Here is a 16,477-nt window from a genome sequence, read left to right as displayed (position 1 = left end):
CAGTGGTTCGCCAGTTCGAAAACCTGTCACTGTTGCGGTTACAAAATGCCAGAACTGCCGCTGCATAAGCGGAGCTGGCCATGTCCTTTCTGTCGAGTCGAACATGACCGCGATATCAATGCGGCGCTCAACATCGAGCGCAAGGGCATAACAGAATTACAGGCGGCGGGACTCGTCGTCTCTGCCCACGGAGGCCAGCGTAAATCCGTCATAAAGACGGTGGCGGCCTGAGAAGTGGGAAGCCTCGCCGTTTTTACGGCGGGGAGCAGTCACGTTGTTCTTTCTTCAATTTCTTGATTAGCGTGGACATCTGTTCAATGCCACCTGGCTTGTTGGGCCCCGGTGCTTTCAGTGCGCCATGAAAGTCATTCATCGCCAGGACACGAACATCGACAGTATCCGCTTTATCATGACTGGATTGAATGGCACATCCGGTCAATAGAGCACTGCCAATCGCCAAAAAAATTAATTTATACTTATTATTCATCTTATTTATCTCTTGATATTGAGTTAATATTTTAGCCGGTTAATCGCATCTAATTCTTTGCTGTAATAAATGTAAAGTTCATTACGATTGATCTGAATGGTTTTATCTTTAATATAGTACTTCGACGAACAAAAGCAGATTATTGTACTGGGAAATTGCAAAACGTTTATCTAAATTAACAGAGTAGGTTTATTTTTTATCATTAAAGGTATTTGTATTTCCATCATGCAGGTGGTAATCCGCATATACACCACTTTCGATGTGATTCTCGTGCCATTTCGCACCAATACCATACAAATCTATTTTTTAAATAAGATCGGTTTTTGGCGGTGAAACTTTTGATCATAAAACAGGTACTTAGTTCAATAATTTATCCAGAATTCAGGTTAGTAACTCAAATCCTATTTGAATGAAACCTTTTCTTACTGAGAAGGTTGTATTTAAATGAAATCATATAAATTTTAAAAAACCATTCGGCCAAATACCTATTTTTTTATTTAATGCGGAATTAATTGTCTCCCCACAAGCCTATTAATGGGCTGTGTCTGAAAGTAACAGCCGATTCGCAAATCGGCTATTTTGGGATGAAGTTGTTTTTCAATGGTGAAGCTGGTGTTAGTGGAAAATAAATTGTATTGACGGGATAAAAACCTGAAATTAACCTGGCCTCTGGCTCATCTTTCCCGTAGTCGGCGAATGACGCAACTAAGATCTAAATTTTGATCTTGTAATAAAACTATCAGGTGATACATCAGGTCGGCTGCTTCATTTGTTAGCTCTTCTCTGTTATTAGCTACCGCTGCTAAAGCAGTTTCTACTCCTTCTTCACCCACTTTCTGAGCGATTCGTTTCGTACCGCTGGCATATAATTTTGCGGTGTATGAGTGGTCAGGGTCGGCTGTTTTGCGACTTGCCAGCAATTTTTCAAGCTGATAGAGAAATCCCCATTCAGTTTGTGCCGGAGCAAAGCAACTGTGTGTACCAAAGTGGCAGGTAGGGCCGATTGGGTCTGCGAGTGCCAACAGGGTATCATTGTCACAATCAGGATAGATATTGACCAAATTAAGAAAGTGGCCGGAACTTTCACCTTTGGTCCACAAACGTTGTTTACTACGGGAAAAGAAAGTAATTTTGCCTGAATTGATAGTGATATTCAGGGCTTCTTTATTCATATAGCCCATCATTAGGACATCGCCGGATATAGCATGTTGCACAATAACCGGCATCATATAGGCGACTTTTTCCCAATCTAGTTTTTCGATTTGTTGTGCGGTCAGCAAGTTCTTATCTCCACGTCTTGTTGTGAAAGGTACTGTTTTAATTCACCAATGTTGATAATGTGTTTATGGAATACAGACGCCGCTAGTGCGCCATCGACATTTGCCTGTTTAAAGGCATCAAGAAAATGTTCTGGCGCGCCTGCGCCGCCAGAGGCAATGAGAGGGACATGGCAAACGTCGCGTACTTGTTTTAGTTGAGTCAGATCGTAGCCATTGCGGACACCATCCTGATTCATCATATTGAGTACGATTTCACCCGCACCACGGCGTTGCGCTTCTTTTACCCAATCGAGGGTTTGCCATTGAGTGGCCTTTGTGCGTTTTTCGTCACCGGTAAACTGATAAACCTGATAGCGGCCAGTACTTTCATCAAACCAGGTATCAATCCCTACGACGATGCATTGAACGCCATAACGGTCTGCTAAACGGGTAATTAAGGTAGGATCAGCCAGGGCAGGGGAGTTGATAGAGATTTTATCCGCCCCAAATGAGAGGATTTGCCCTGCGTCTTCGACGGTTTTAATTCCACCGGCAACGCAAAAAGGAATATCGATCACTTCCGCAACTTTGGCGACCCAACTTTTGTCGACTACCCGTCCATCAGATGAGGCGGTGATATCGTAGAAAACCAGTTCATCTGCCCCTTCCTCCACATAACGTTGAGCGAGTGGCACAATATCGCCGATAGTTTCGTGATTGCGAAATTGAACACCTTTAACCACTTGTCCATCACGAACATCAAGACAAGGAATTATGCGTTTTGCCAGCATTGAATTGCCTCCGTCAGGGTAAATTTCTCATCAAGTAACGCACGACCAATAATAACCCCCGCCACACCACTGGCAGGCAGAGAAGCGATGTCATTTAATGTGCCTATGCCACCCGAAGCTTGAAACGCGATTTGTGGATAGTATTGGCAAATTGCCCGATATAATTCGACATTTGAACCATTTAGCGTGCCATCGCGGGAGATGTCCGTACACAGTACATATTTCAACCCGAAGGGCAGATATTGCTCAATAACCTGCTCCAGTGTGACAGAGGAATTCTCTCGCCAGCCATTGATGGCAACTTGTTTCATGCCTGTATCATTGATACGGACATCCAGCGCCAGCACAATATTTTCCGCACCATAACGTTTAAACCATTGGGTAACTAGCGCCGGTTGTTTTATGGCGATAGAGCCAATTACGATCCGGTTGGCGCCTGCATCAAGCAATGTTTTCACATCTTCTTCTGTACGGATGCCGCCGCCAACTTGAACAGGTATAGAAACCGCAGCAAGTAATTTGCGTAGTAAAGGGAGCTGGCGGGCGGATGGATCTTTAGCGCCAGCCAGATCGACCAGATGGAGTCGTTTTGCTCCCAGTTGTTCATATTGCTGAAAGTGGGACAGAGGATCGTGTTTATAATCCCGTTGCTGAGCATAATCTCCCTGATGTAACCGTACCACTTTGCCGTCAATCAAATCTAATGCGGGTATGATCATTGTGCTTACATCTCCAGAAAATTCTTTAATAGTCTGGCTCCGGCAGCACCGGAACGTTCAGGGTGAAACTGCACGCCAAAGAAGTTATCTTTGGCGATTGCACTGCTGAAAGTATTGCCATATTCAGTTTGTGCGATGGTGTAGGTATTCAGCGGGATCGCGTAGCTATGGACAAAATAGAAATAGGCATTGTTTTCAATACCACGGAATAGCGGGAGTCCGGCTTTTGGCAGAACTTGATTCCAGCCCATGTGTGGCAATGGAAGCCCATGAGTAGCCATTTTTTGGACGGGGGAATCAATAATTTCGAGTAGAGTGATATTATCACCTGTAACATTGTCGCTTTCTTCGCTGGTGGCAGCGAAGAGCTGCATGCCAAGGCAAATACCTAACACAGGTTGGCTGAGTACTTTAATTAACGGTATAAGTTCCCGTTGTTTCAATTGATCCATTGCGGCGTTGGCAGTGCCGACGCCAGGCAAAAGTAATTTATCTGCTGCCAGGATCGTCGCTGCTTCCTGGCTGATTTGAGGTTGATAGCCTAGTTTTCGGATGGCATAAAATACCGATGACAAGTTGGCGCAGCCAGTATCGATAATGACGACTTTCATCACAGAACCCCTTTGGAACTAGGCAATGTATCGCCTTCTACCCGAATCGCCTGACGTAGTGTTCGGCCAAAGGCTTTAAACAGGCTTTCTGCTCTGTGATGATCATTGCTGCCTTTCGTTTTCAGATGCAGTGTACAGGCCATTGCATAAGAGAGTGAACGAAAGAAGTGTTCAATCATTTCAGTACTCAGATCACCCACTCGTTGGTGTTTGAATTCAGCTTTATATTCCAGATGAGGGCGACCGGAAATATCGAGAGCACAGCGGGCAAGGCATTCATCCATTGGCAACACAAAACCAAAGCGGCAGATGCCTCGTTTATCTCCTAAAGCCAGCTTCAATGCTTCTCCCAATGCCAGACCGGTATCCTCAACGGTATGGTGATCATCAATACAGAGATCGCCGTTAACCTGAACATGCATGCGGAAACCACCGTGGGTGGCAATCTGATCTAACATATGGTCAAAGAACCCGACGCCGGTATTGATATCGCTGCCGCTTTCACGATCAAGCCAAACGTCAATGTTGATGGATGTCTCTTTAGTGACACGTTGAATGTGAGCGTAACGATCTTGACGGGTTAGTTGTTCACTGATGGTGGACCAGCCAAGGTTTTTCGGATGATAGCGTAATCCCTGAATGCCCATATTTTTTGCCAGTCGCAGATCGGTTTCTCGATCGCCGATTACATAGCTGTTAGCGGTATCCATCAAGCCTTCTGCCAGATATTTTTCCACGAGTTTGATTTCTGGCTTACGGCAATGACAATGCTCTTCTGGTTTGTGAGGGCAGATTAAAACTTCATCAAAATGGATGCCTTGAGAACTGAAAATCTGCATCATCAGGTTATGTGGCGGTTCAAACTGTTCTAATGGGAAACTGTCTGTGCCAAGACCATCCTGATTGGTGATCATAATCAGCCTGAACCCTGATTTTTGCAGGGTAAGCAGCGCGGGAATAACCCCGGTTTCCAGTGCCAGTTTATCCAGACGATCAACTTGAAAATCTGTTGGCGGCTCAGTGATCAGCGTACCATCCCGATCAATAAAAAGGAGTTTCTGGTTCATCAGTTTGTTATCTCCTTTGGTTGTTCATTTATAGTGGAAAGGTTGCTGATGGCTTCAACCACTTGCTCACACTCTTTACGGTTGCCGATGGTGATCCGCAGACAACCTTCTAAACCGGGTTGTTTGCGCTGATCGCGCAGGATAATGCCCTGATACCATAATGTTTTGAAAACAGTTTCTGCGTCATAGAATTTCACCAATATATAGTTGGTTTCACTGGGAAATACTTTTTCAACAATAGCCAATTTATTCAAGGCTTGTTGCAAATAATCGCGGTTCTTCCTGGTCTCAATGACGCGTTTTTGCATAATGGCGATGCCTTTTGCTGTCAGTGCCTGCGCTGCGATATCCGCAACGGGAGTAGAAAGCGGGTAAGGCGCAATCACTTTTAACAACAGAGTGATGATATCCACAGACGCGAGAGTAAATCCACAGCGCAGACCGGCTAAAGCAAAAGCTTTCGAGAGGGTTCGCAAAATGACTAAATTTGGATAGTTTTTTAGCCAGCTTGCGATATTATTTTCCGGGCAAAATTCAATATATGCTTCATCGATAGTGACAATTGCACGATTGGCGGTCAGTTCCAGAATTTTACGCAATGAATCAGGATTAATTGAGTTTCCTGTTGGGTTATTAGGGCTACAGATATAGATTAATTTTACCCGGTCGAGGTTATTTTCGATCGCGTCGATATCCAGTTGCCAATTTTCCAGTGTGGCAATTTTCTTTTGTTCGACACCAAAAGTTTCAGCGCTGACACTGTACATACCATAAGTTGGAGGGCAGAACAGAACCGCGTCTTGTCCGGGTTCACAAAATACGCGGATGAGAAGTTCAATGGCTTCATCAGCACCCCGACAGGCTAGTACTTGCTCCGGTTGTAAGCCGGCATAGGCGGCATAACGACGGATAACCGAGGCTGGCTGGCAGTTAGGATAACGGTTTAATGTTTGCTCCGTGCATTGAAAATCAGGGGCTAGTGGATATTCATTGGCATTCAACCAAACATCGCCATTGCCGCCAAGGCGGCGAGCAGACATATAAGGTGTTAATTTGCGGATATTTTCTCGTGCCAACAGATTGGCATCAAAAATGTTATTCATGTTCACTCCTTATCTGCAATATTTAGCGCAGCCACACGTAAAGCGACGGCATTTTTATGGGCGGTCAGTTGTTCTGCTTGCGCCAGTGTTTCAATGGTCTGAGATAGGTTCAGTAGCCCTTGCGGCGTCAGTTGCTGGATCGTCATACGTTTTAGGAAATCTGCCAGACCAAGGCTGGAATAGGTTGAGGTGTAGCCATAAGTTGGTAGTACGTGATTGGTTCCTGATGCATAATCTCCCGCAGATTCCGGCGACCAGTCACCGAGGAAAATGGAACCGGCGTTAGTGATTTTTTCAACCAGTTGTTCTGGTTGACGGGTTTGGATAATCAGGTGTTCTGGGCCATAGCGGTTACTGATTTCTACGCACTGTCGCAGGCTTTTTGTCACAATAATCCGGCTGTGTGTTAATGCTTTGGCGGCAATCTGGTTGCGAGGAAGTAGAATAAGCTGTTTTTCGATTTCCGCTATCACTTTTCTGGCTAATGTTTCATCAGGTGTAGCCAATATCACTTGTGAGTCAGGGCCATGTTCTGCTTGTGAGAGTAAATCGGCAGCCACAAAGACGGAGTTTGCTCCCGCATCGGCGATAATAAGCAATTCCGATGGGCCAGCAGGCATATCAATAGCTGCGCCATCTACACGCTGACTAACTTGTTTTTTGGCTTCGGTAACATAAGCGTTACCTGGACCAAAAATCTTATCTACTTTGGGTACGGATTCTGTTCCAAATGCCATAGCGGCAATGGCTTGAGCGCCACCAACCTGGAATATTTCCGTAATCCCACACAGTGTGGCCGCATAGAGAATTTCATTGGCGATTGGGGGTGGTGAACAAAGTACAACTTTATGGCAACCCGCTATTTGAGCAGGTGTTCCGAGCATCAAAACGGTAGAAAGTAATGGCGCGGAACCGCCGGGAATATAGAGCCCGACAGAATCAATAGGCCGTGTGACTTGTTGACAATAGACCCCGGGTTGGGTTTCTACTTTGACCTTTATCGGTTTCTGTGCTTCGTGGAAGACGCGGATATTATTCATTGCCTGTTGCATTGCCTGTTTAATGTCGTCATTCAGGCTGTTTTCCGCGGCGGCGATCTCTTCCGGCGAAATACGGATATTTTCAATAACTATTTTGTCGAAACAGCGGCTGAATTCACGCAGAGTGTGATCGCCGTACTCTTTTACCGCATTCAGAATTTGCTCCACTGTACGGGAGATTTTTTCGGAAGCTGAAATAGCAGGGCGTGTCAGTAAAGCGCTTTGCTGTTCATCATGGCATTCCTGCCAATGGATCAGAGTATCGAAACGGCTAGTCATTTTCGTTTACTCCATCATCTTTTCAATTGGCAATACTAAAATGGAGCTGGCGCCAAGGGATTTAAGTTTCTCCATCGTTTCCCAAAATAGTGTTTCACTGCTTACCATGTGCATGGCAACGCGGTTCTGATCCCCCGCCAGCGGTAGAATCGTTGGTCGTTCTACCCCTGGTAGCAGGGCAATTACTTCTTCCAGTTTTGCACTTGGTGCGTGCAACATGATGTATTTGGATTCACGGGCCTGAATCACCCCTTGAATGCGGGTCAACAGTTTCTCAATCAATTGCTGTTTATCGGCAGGCATTTCACCATCACGTTGAATAAGGCAGGCTTTGGAACGGTAGATGATTTCTACTTCCCGCAGGCCATTCGCTTCCAGTGTCGCGCCAGTTGAAACCAGATCGCAGATAGCGTCTGCTAACCCGGCGCGCGGGGCAACTTCAACTGAGCCATTTAGCAGACAGGATTTAAAGTGGATTTTTTTCTGATCGAGATAACGTTTTAGCAGGTGAGGGTAAGAGGTTGCGATACGGGCATTTTGTAAACACTCGACGCCGGTATAGTTGTAGTCTAGAGGCGCGGCCAATGAAAGGCGGCAGGTGCCGAAATCAAGGCGGCGTAAAGTGAAATAACGTGGATCTTCTCCTTGAGCGCGGCGGTTTAATAGCTCTTCTTCCAGCACGTTTTCACCGATAATACCCAGATCGACAACGCCGTCCATAACCAGCCCTGGAATATCGTCATCACGTACTCGCAAGATATCAATTGGCATATTCTCTGCGAATGCAATTAGGCGCTGTTGTTGCAGATTGATTTTAATACCACAGCGAGCCAGTAATTTTCGTGAATCTTCGCTTAATCGGCCTGATTTCTGCATTGCGATACGTAAACGTGATTTATCTAACATTTTTATCCCCACTTAAAATCGTAAACATAAAAAAAACCCTCGGAAGGATTCTTCCGAGGGTTTTCATCGCATTCATGCCACCGGAAGACCCGCTAAACGTCTTCCGGCACACAACCGCCTGAAAGACTAATCAGGATGATGATGGTGGTAATGGTTAAATTGAATGCGGATCATAATGGTTTCTCTTTATTTATTATTGCTATTGGCGACTGTTTGCTGCCGGCTGTTTTTATTCATTGACCAGCAGAGGTTAAATTTTTTGCTCGCCATTCAACCTATACGATTTGACGACCTAAAAGCAATCTATTTTTTTAACAATCAATTTATATTGTAATAATGTTTTGTTTTTATTCGAAATATTGTTTTCTATGAGAGAGATACAGGACCAATAATAACAGTGGCTTAATGTTCGAATTATTTGCATAATCAAAATAATATCAGGCATATAAGGAGTGGTGATGAAAAAAGTTTCCATTATCGGTCTGGGGTGGTTGGGGATGCCATTAGCCAAGGCATTGAGTCGCAGTGGTATGCAAGTTGTTGGCAGTAAAACGACGCCAGATGGTGTAGAGGCAGCACGTATGTCTGGTATCGAATGTTATTTGTTACAACTGGAACCTCAGATCAATTGTGCTCTTGATGATTTAGAGCAACTGATGGTAGCCGATGTGATGATCATCACTTTACCGGCAAGTCACACTGCGGGGGGCAGTTATAACTATGTTAAGGCAGTTCAGTTAATTGTTGATACGGCTCTCTCATACTCTGTGCCAAGGATTATTTTCACCAGTTCTACTTCTGTTTATGGCTTTGTTGCGGGTAATCTCAATGAAGATTCGCCTTTTTGCCCTGAAACATCTTCCGCTCAAGCATTGGTTGAATTAGAGAATTGGTTACACAAACTGCCAAATATTTCCGTTGATATTTTGCGTTTAGCTGGTTTAGTAGGCAATGGTCGTCATGCCGGGCGTTTTCTGGCGGGCAAAAAGGCAGTTAAAGGGGGGAATCAGCCGGTCAATTTAGTTCATCAGGATGATGTGATTTCAGCCATTAACTTATTAGTTCAGAGGAGTGATGGTGGGTATGTTTATAATTTATGTGCGCCTGTTCACCCAACCAAAGCTGAATTTTATCCTAAGGCCAGTAATCAGCTTGATTTAGTTCCACCTGAGTTTTCTAGAGAAGAAACTCAGGTGCGTAGCAGAATTGTTGATGGCAGCCGTATTTGCCAGGAGTTAGGATTTAAGTATCAATATCCCGATCCTAAATGGATGCCAATGAGCTGATTTTTCTCAACTTAATTCAATCATGACAATTTCTTTGAACGCTGGTCTTTCTGCCATTAATTGATACCAGCGTTCAATATTTGGCAGAGATGGACGTTTGATTGGGATGTTAAGCCAAGGATAAATCATGGGTCCTAATGCAATATCAGCCATACCAAATTTATCGCCAGAAAGATATTTCTGTTCTGCCAGGGTGTTATCGAGCACTTTCATCAGTTTTTCGATTTCAGTCAGAGTTTGTTCTATTTGTTTTTGATCCCGCTCTGCTTCCGGTGTACGAACGAAACCTATCACGAGTTGTTTGATATGAGGAAACAGATGTGAACCAACCCAATCCATCCATTTATCTGCATTTGCCCTTTCCTGTAGATCTTGCGGATAAAGCATATCTTTACCAAATTTCGCTGCAAGATAACGAACGATTGCATTAGATTCCCACAGGACAAAATTATCTTCTTGCAAACAGGGGATTTGCCCATTCGGATTCATTTTCAGATATTGCGGGTCGTCCAGTTTGCCAAATTTACCACCAATATCTACCTGATTATACGGCACATCGAGTTCTTTCAGACACCAGAGCACTTTTTTTACATTGGAAGAGTTTTTACGGCCCCAAATGGTCAGCATGGGCTTCTCCTTGAATTGGGATAATAATAAAGTCTGTTGTTTACTACCAATAACGCTTTATTAGATTAAATGAAAACCAGTGATCAGCACAATCTTTACACTGTTTATGTTGGTTTATTGTCGTACAACATTTTATATTAATAAGAATTTGACATTTTTTCTTATTAAGTAGAGGGGAACAATAATGAAGAAAAGTCTGGCGATGACGATGAAATGTGTTATTGCGGTGCTGACAGTAGCATCAATGGTAGGTGCCAGTGTTTATGCATCGGATGAACCTGTCGTTCCACCAGTGGACGCTAGAGCTTATGTGTTAATGGATTATAACAGCGGTAAAATTTTGGCGGCGGGTAATCCCGATGAGCGGCTCGATCCAGCCAGTCTGACAAAAATTATGACCAGTTATGTTGTCGGTCAGGCGATAAAAGCGGGAAAAATCACGCCGGAAGATATCGTTACTGTGGGAAAGGATGCTTGGGCGACGGGTAATCCCATATTGAAAGGTTCTTCTCTCATGTTTCTTAAACCCGGTGATAGGGTAAAAGTAATCGATTTGAATCGTGGCGTTGTTATTCAGTCTGGCAATGATGCCAGCATTGCTTTAGCTGATTATGTGGCGGGTAGTCAGGATGTATTTGTTAGTCTGATGAATAATTATGCAAAAGCACTTGGGTTGACTAACACCCATTTTCGCACGGTTCATGGATTGGATGCTGAGGGCCAATTCAGTACTGCGCGTGATATGGCGATATTGAGTCAGGCCATGATCCGTGATGTTCCTGATGAGTATGCCTTGCATAAAGAGAAAACATTCACCTTTAATAAAATCCAACAGCCTAACCGTAACCGATTGTTATCGAATAAGAATATGAATGTTGATGGTGTGAAAACAGGATATACCAGCGGCGCGGGTTATAACCTGGTTGCTTCAGCGACAGAAGGACCTATGCGGCTGATTTCTGTTGTGCTAGGTGCGCCAGGTGATCGGGTTCGTTTCGCCGAAAGTGAAAAATTACTTGCATGGGGACTCCGTTTTTATGAAACAGTGACGCCCATTAAAGCTAACGAACCGTTTGTTTCAGAAAAGGTTTGGTATGGAGATCGTTCAGATGTTGCTCTTGGCGTGGAAAAAGATGTGGCAATCACCATTCCTCGTGGGCAGCTAAAAAATTTGAAAGCCAGTTACACGTTAGATCAGACGCCATTGACAGCGCCTTTGATGAAAAATCAGGTTGTCGGTGTGATTAATTTCCAATTAGGGGATAAGGTGATTGAACAACGTCCTTTGGTAGTTAAAGAGGCGGTGGAGGAAGGTGGCTTTTTTAGTCGCATTTGGGATTTGATTGTGATGAAAGTGAGTGGTTGGTTTAAGGCGATTTTTGGTTGATTTGAAGTCAATGTGTGGTTTATGCGGCAGGTTGGGTGGAGTTATATTCTGCCTTGCTTAGGGCGCGGCATTTTGCCGCGCACGTTTTACACTTATTTTTTTTCATCCAGAGAGCAACGTTTGTTGTTTTTTACAGCAGAGCCGTTGTACCGGCCTTTGAATAACAAGACACCATCAGGTTTATCTTGCCAGTAAGCCCATAATTCAACTTCAGTTCTAACATGATGGCCAATATTTTCGTAGCGAATATGCGTAGGTGATAAACCTCGATAATTGCGGGTTGATGTTCCTTCATATCGGAGTTCATAGCTATTAGCGAATCCTGTTAAATCGCCACTTCTGAATAGAATACAGGTTGCTACGTCATGAAACTCTACCCATCCATTAAGCGGTTTATTTTCACCTTCAGTTTCTATTTCAAAGACAATGACATTTTTACCCGTTTCAGTTTTACCAAATACCATCAGTTTTCCATCTTCAATGGGGCGCAATAAGGATATTGAATTCTTTTCTGGATCTATAATCAAACCACCATATTCAACCCCATTGACACTGGCTGTGTAGTTGGGAAAACGACTAACATTGCCTCCGCCGAAAATAACGAGAGGCTCCTGATGATTTGAAACATCAAGTTCACCAGCAAAAGGTCGGACAGCATCACCGTCAGAAAAAATCTTTTCACTTTCTCCAGTGCCAATAGCACCGTATATTTCTATTTTACTGTTCCAGGCGACTTCATCTTTTGCTATGGGAACAACAATGAGATTCTCAGAAACTAAGATCGGTGGAGACTGGTAAGTAATCCCCTCAAAGATAACATCATAAACATCAAAAAATTCAACACTGCCCTCAACAAATTTGACGGCTCTATGCCATGCTCCATCGTAGAAATAATCTGTTGCATAACCTGAGGATGGCTTTTTAATACGTTGGCTTTCTTCTGACATTTTATCACCTATTATGAAGAGAAATGAGTGAGAGAAAAATAGATATTCAAGCATTAAAAATAGTAGTAAGCATTATTGATATTTGTCAAGAAAATGGGTTTTAATTGGGTTTTTATTATTTTATAGGTAATATTAGACAGGAAATTAATTTGTAAAAAATGAAAATATCCATGTTCAGAAATAGATTTAATATAATTGTTTTAATATGTTGTTATTGGGTGTGTTAAATATATGATCAATAAATTTATTAGGGTTAATTTTAGGTCTATTATTGTCTATTTGAAATGATTTTTAAATTCATTGAATATAGATTAATGACACCGAAATGGCATTATTGAAATAAAATATTATTTATTAATTATCGTGAATTTAAAACGGTATTGCGAGAACAGGCAGAATCTTGTGATTAAGGTTCTGCCTGGAGAAGGGAATCTCTGGTAGAAAATACTGTTAGATTTTACTCAACATCAACTTTGTTCTACCAGAGAAATACTACACTCAATTTCTATTGTAGCAATAGGGAGTTAGGCGCAGCTATTTAGCAATTTATGACTTTATATTAAGAAGCCAACAGTGTTGCGTTGTAGATATAATTGTAACCACCAGGAGAAACCGCTGATGAAGAAGTTATATTTACACGTTTGTTATTACTACAAGCGTTCAGAAGAAGATGATACAGTGCAGCACCTCTGTAGTCCTGCGCATTCCACCATAACAGATAGTTAAATTTGCCGTTAGGGAATTGCATAGTTACAGTCACTTGCAATTGGTTTTGATCAGGTGCAGCCTGAACTGAAGTTACTGTACCAACAGCGAAATAGTAATTAGGAGTTGGAGAAGTGTTTTCAGGTTTATTTTCTGTTACCGCTTCATTAGAAGAAGGATTTGCATAGTTCATCGTGTTAACCTTTTAATTTAATATAATTGAACAATAGAATTTTTTACTAAAATGTGCAGAACAGTAATTTGTCCGCCGAAGAAATATAAGATAATTGGTAATTGTAATCTATACTAAAAGTTTATCTGTGTTATATAATTATTAATGCTGTTAAAATGTTGCCAATAATATATTTCCTCTAAATGGTTATAATAATCAAAGGTATCACTCTAATCAAAAAATAATATTGATATTTATTTCGTGTCGTTGAAATTAACAATCTGTTCTAGTAGGGATTATTTATGCAGGATGTTCTTATTAATAAAGTGTGGGTAATAAATAAGCTGTAGGCATTGAAACGAACAGCCAGTATGTAGTGAATAGTTTAAATTTCCGTTTTCTAGCTAATATTCAGATAAAACATTATGAAATTATTATTATCCTATAATATTTCGCATAGATATATATAACTGAAATGTTTGAAATTAATTAATTTGGACCTATTTTAATGTTAGTAGTGCCTGAGTGTATGATGTTTTATTAATAATTATATATTGAGAATGTTATTGATGTAATTACATATGCTGTTAATTATTCACATTGTACAATAATGGGATATTGCTATGCCTTGTTTTTTAAAGATTGAGTGGGGGTTGTGTTCTATCCTAAAAGTGGTTTTTATAAGAAATGTTTTCTAACGAAATTAAATTTTGATAATAATATATTGATATTGTCTGTGTTAAATAGATATCTAGGTTAATTACTTTTGATTTGTTGAGAATTTGTTTTATGTTATTTTTGTGAGATTTTGTTTTTATATTAAATACAACTAGGCAGGCAGAGCATTAATATTACGCTCTGCCTTAAATAGGGTAGAATGTGCTGTTATAAGAATCAGCTTCATTATACCAGAGAAATGTTGTGCCAAACTCCTATCACAATCGTACTGTATGTTGCGATTAATTAAATCGCCTCAATCAGATTGAATTTCTATTAGGAATATATTATTTGGCTCAAGCATTTCACAGGCGATTATTTTACATAGAGATTTCTACGCAATTAATATAATCGCAACCGAGAGGACCAACTTTTCCTACGGTTCCTATTTTCACATCTTTCTTCCCACAAAGTGCTTCCATCAGGACTTTATAAATCGCCATGCCTCTATTATCTAGCAGATTCCATTTTAAAAGCATTTCTTCAGATGTGCCATCAAGCATTAATACAGTCACCATGACTTGCATAACTTTGTCTGGCATAACTTTCATTGCAATGATTTTACAGCAACGTAACATTACGTCATCTACCATATCTTTATCTTTAATCAAAGAAGGATGCATGTCGTTAATCATAATATAAACTCCAAAATATAAATTAATTAATAAATGACTTATATTGTCTCTGAATAATTAACGGAAAACCGTTTGTTTGAGAAATATAAGGTGGTTGGTACTTCTACTATAAAAGCAATCTACATAAGAAATTTTTTTCGCACTAAAAATATAGGACAGTTAACATTTTTAATTGGCATATAACATTTTCTCTAACACATATAACTATAGGTGCCATTTATAGGTTGTCAAATAAATTTGAAAAAATAATGTAATTAATTGATAAATAGAGTTATATTGCTAAAAATAGAAAGTAAATTGTCAACGGGAGAAATATAAAATAATTGGGATTTTTTATGTTTCATATAATTAGATTAAATTAAAATTTTATTGGTAATTTATTTGTTTTGAATGATTAGTTTGGTAATTAAAAATTTAAATTATATTTTTGATTGTTGTAAATAAATATGGTTAATTTATTTGTTTGAAATTTATATAAATATTAATGTAAATGAGATATTGTGTGTGTTTTTTATAAAAAAAACTTTTCTTTATGAAGTATTGGTCTATTCTTTAAAAAACTAAATAGTAAATAAAATAGCCATGCAAATAACTATTTCAATATTAAGGCTAAATTGTTTTGGGGTAATTTTCTATTTGTCAATAGAAGAATGTTATTAGAAATAAAATAATTAGAATTCATTATTCTATTGAATATAGATGTAGATTGCTTATTTTGGATAGAAAGTTAATACAGGTATTTAGTGCTTTAGCAGTAATACATTTAAGATAATTATGGGGAGGCAGTGATAAACTGACATGACAATATAGTGTTGAACTGTTGTTGGAAAAATAATTATCGTTTTCTAATGGGCGTATAGGCTCATTGTTCTATGATGAAAAGGTGATTATATGTCATATCTTGATCCGTTAGCGCTTTCTATCCGTTTCGGAAATCGCAATAATTTAAGTGCTGACAAGCGATGGACGGATAAGCCTAATCTTCTCCGCATGCTTAATCAGGAGCAATTTACTTACATTTATGAAGATAGTTTGCACTTTCTTTATGGTCGATATAGATTCAACCCAAGTAATGGACGAGATAATATTTTGACCGATATACAGGTGTCGAAAATCAGGACTGGGAAATATATTGATCAATATGGTCATGATGAACAGTATGAAGTTCTTGGTCTCCTTGGCGGTATGGGAACATTTCCTTTACATTCAATATTCGGTACGTTCAGAACAGAAGAAGTCGATCTGATTAGTTACTATTTTTATATTGCATATGTATTGACGGGTAATTATTCCGTTCATAATCGTTATTTTTACCAAGGTTATCCAATGGGGCCTAATAACGATGAGGGGTTAGATTATCATCTTATGTGGAACGCCGTTGATATCATTCCACCACCGTATAAACCGGGTTTGCCACGATATTTCCCGTTGATTAACGGCTATATTCTCTTTCCTTCAACAACCAAGGCAATAGTGATCTCTAATATTCCTACCGATGCTAGGTTTATCCGTCTTGAAGAGACAGGCAATAGGTTTCCTTTTACCGGGGAGATTGCGACCAAGACGCCTTATATCCTGACAGATAAGTTGCGGCAACAATGGGACGAAGAAGAAGAGCACGGGGTGCCAATAGATGAACGTGGATATTTTAACGAGGACGATTTGTGGCAATATGATGAACAGCAAGGGGATTGGGTGAAGTGGAGGGAAGCTTAAATTTTTCCGTCGGTTAGCTCATA

Annotated in this window: 18 protein-coding genes and 1 other annotated feature; of the genes, 4 read left to right on the top strand and 14 right to left on the bottom strand. The window is 40.7% G+C overall.

Going from position 1 to position 16,477, the window contains the following annotated elements; translation table 11 throughout:
- The coding region (locus tag Phpb_RS14320) for a zinc ribbon domain-containing protein (protein WP_165603297.1) at positions 1–231 on the top strand (231 nt) is incomplete at its 5' end.
- 22 nt (positions 232–253) lie between these two features.
- On the opposite strand, the gene Phpb_RS14315 is transcribed toward Phpb_RS14320, so the two are convergent.
- From Phpb_RS14315 to hisL, 10 genes are all read right to left on the bottom strand, one after another.
- A complete protein-coding gene (locus Phpb_RS14315; protein ID WP_065390911.1) occupies positions 254–487 on the bottom strand; it encodes a hypothetical protein in 234 nt (77 codons plus the stop codon).
- Between the two features lie 674 nt (positions 488–1,161).
- Positions 1,162–1,767, bottom strand: a complete 606-nt coding sequence (hisIE, locus tag Phpb_RS14310) for a bifunctional phosphoribosyl-AMP cyclohydrolase/phosphoribosyl-ATP diphosphatase HisIE (protein ID WP_065390910.1) — start codon at positions 1,765–1,767, stop codon at positions 1,162–1,164.
- The gene (gene hisF, locus Phpb_RS14305; protein ID WP_065390909.1) at positions 1,761–2,537 is read right to left on the bottom strand and encodes an imidazole glycerol phosphate synthase subunit HisF; all 777 of its coding nucleotides are present in this window, start codon (positions 2,535–2,537) and stop codon (positions 1,761–1,763) included. Before hisF ends, hisIE begins: the two co-directional genes overlap by 7 nt.
- Entirely contained in the window at positions 2,519–3,256 is a 738-nt protein-coding gene (gene hisA, locus Phpb_RS14300) for a 1-(5-phosphoribosyl)-5-[(5-phosphoribosylamino)methylideneamino]imidazole-4-carboxamide isomerase (protein WP_065390908.1), read from the bottom strand. Before hisA ends, hisF begins: the two co-directional genes overlap by 19 nt.
- Positions 3,257–3,261: 5 nt before the next feature.
- Positions 3,262–3,867 carry an imidazole glycerol phosphate synthase subunit HisH gene (hisH, locus tag Phpb_RS14295; RefSeq protein ID WP_065390907.1) on the bottom strand — a complete coding sequence of 202 codons (606 nt, stop codon included), beginning with the start codon at positions 3,865–3,867 and terminating at the stop codon, positions 3,262–3,264.
- The gene (gene hisB, locus Phpb_RS14290) at positions 3,867–4,934 is read right to left on the bottom strand and encodes a bifunctional histidinol-phosphatase/imidazoleglycerol-phosphate dehydratase HisB (RefSeq protein ID WP_065390906.1); all 1,068 of its coding nucleotides are present in this window, start codon (positions 4,932–4,934) and stop codon (positions 3,867–3,869) included. The genes hisH and hisB overlap by 1 nt, the downstream gene beginning before the upstream one ends.
- Positions 4,934–6,037, bottom strand: a complete 1,104-nt coding sequence (hisC, locus tag Phpb_RS14285) for a histidinol-phosphate transaminase (RefSeq protein WP_065390905.1) — start codon at positions 6,035–6,037, stop codon at positions 4,934–4,936. Before hisC ends, hisB begins: the two co-directional genes overlap by 1 nt.
- A gap of 2 nt (positions 6,038–6,039) precedes the next feature.
- Complete coding sequence (gene hisD / locus Phpb_RS14280) at positions 6,040–7,356, bottom strand: histidinol dehydrogenase (RefSeq protein ID WP_065390904.1); 1,317 nt, start codon at positions 7,354–7,356, stop codon at positions 6,040–6,042.
- A 6-nt stretch (positions 7,357–7,362) separates the two neighbouring features.
- Positions 7,363–8,262, bottom strand: coding sequence for an ATP phosphoribosyltransferase (gene hisG, locus Phpb_RS14275; protein ID WP_065390903.1), 900 nt, complete (start codon positions 8,260–8,262; stop codon positions 7,363–7,365).
- A 28-nt stretch (positions 8,263–8,290) separates the two neighbouring features.
- Positions 8,291–8,413, bottom strand: a sequence feature (His leader region).
- Positions 8,389–8,436, bottom strand: a complete 48-nt coding sequence (gene hisL, locus Phpb_RS24955) for a his operon leader peptide (protein ID WP_109396654.1) — start codon at positions 8,434–8,436, stop codon at positions 8,389–8,391. Its footprint overlaps the feature before it by 25 nt.
- Positions 8,437–8,720: 284 nt before the next feature.
- Between hisL and Phpb_RS14270 the strand changes: the two genes are divergently transcribed.
- Positions 8,721–9,548, top strand: coding sequence for an SDR family oxidoreductase (locus Phpb_RS14270; RefSeq protein WP_065390902.1), 828 nt, complete (start codon positions 8,721–8,723; stop codon positions 9,546–9,548).
- Positions 9,549–9,554: 6 nt separating this feature from the next.
- Here the strand turns inward: Phpb_RS14270 and Phpb_RS14265 are convergent, their stop codons facing one another.
- Entirely contained in the window at positions 9,555–10,175 is a 621-nt protein-coding gene (locus tag Phpb_RS14265) for a glutathione S-transferase family protein (protein WP_065390901.1), read from the bottom strand.
- A 202-nt stretch (positions 10,176–10,377) separates the two neighbouring features.
- On the opposite strand from Phpb_RS14265, the gene Phpb_RS14260 reads away from it, so the two are divergent.
- A complete protein-coding gene (locus tag Phpb_RS14260; protein WP_065390929.1) occupies positions 10,378–11,562 on the top strand; it encodes a serine hydrolase in 1,185 nt (394 codons plus the stop codon).
- A 92-nt stretch (positions 11,563–11,654) separates the two neighbouring features.
- Here Phpb_RS14260 and Phpb_RS14255 read toward each other — a convergent pair whose 3' ends face one another.
- From Phpb_RS14255 to Phpb_RS14245, 3 genes are all read right to left on the bottom strand, one after another.
- Positions 11,655–12,509 carry a hypothetical protein gene (locus Phpb_RS14255; RefSeq protein ID WP_065390900.1) on the bottom strand — a complete coding sequence of 285 codons (855 nt, stop codon included), beginning with the start codon at positions 12,507–12,509 and terminating at the stop codon, positions 11,655–11,657.
- 559 nt (positions 12,510–13,068) lie between these two features.
- On the bottom strand, positions 13,069–13,407 hold the full coding sequence (locus Phpb_RS14250) for a hypothetical protein (protein WP_046395500.1): 339 nt from the start codon (positions 13,405–13,407) through the stop codon (positions 13,069–13,071).
- Between the two features lie 1,016 nt (positions 13,408–14,423).
- Complete coding sequence (locus Phpb_RS14245; RefSeq protein ID WP_065390899.1) at positions 14,424–14,738, bottom strand: Cro/Cl family transcriptional regulator; 315 nt, start codon at positions 14,736–14,738, stop codon at positions 14,424–14,426.
- 891 nt (positions 14,739–15,629) lie between these two features.
- Here Phpb_RS14245 and Phpb_RS14240 point away from each other — a divergent pair.
- Positions 15,630–16,454 carry a hypothetical protein gene (locus Phpb_RS14240; protein WP_065390898.1) on the top strand — a complete coding sequence of 275 codons (825 nt, stop codon included), beginning with the start codon at positions 15,630–15,632 and terminating at the stop codon, positions 16,452–16,454.
- Positions 16,455–16,477: the final 23 nt, after the last annotated feature.

The sequence above is a fragment of the Photorhabdus namnaonensis genome (genome assembly GCF_001684335.1).
In the GTDB taxonomy this organism is placed as follows: domain Bacteria; phylum Pseudomonadota; class Gammaproteobacteria; order Enterobacterales; family Enterobacteriaceae; genus Photorhabdus; species Photorhabdus namnaonensis.
This window is presented reverse-complemented; position numbering and strand designations above follow the sequence as displayed.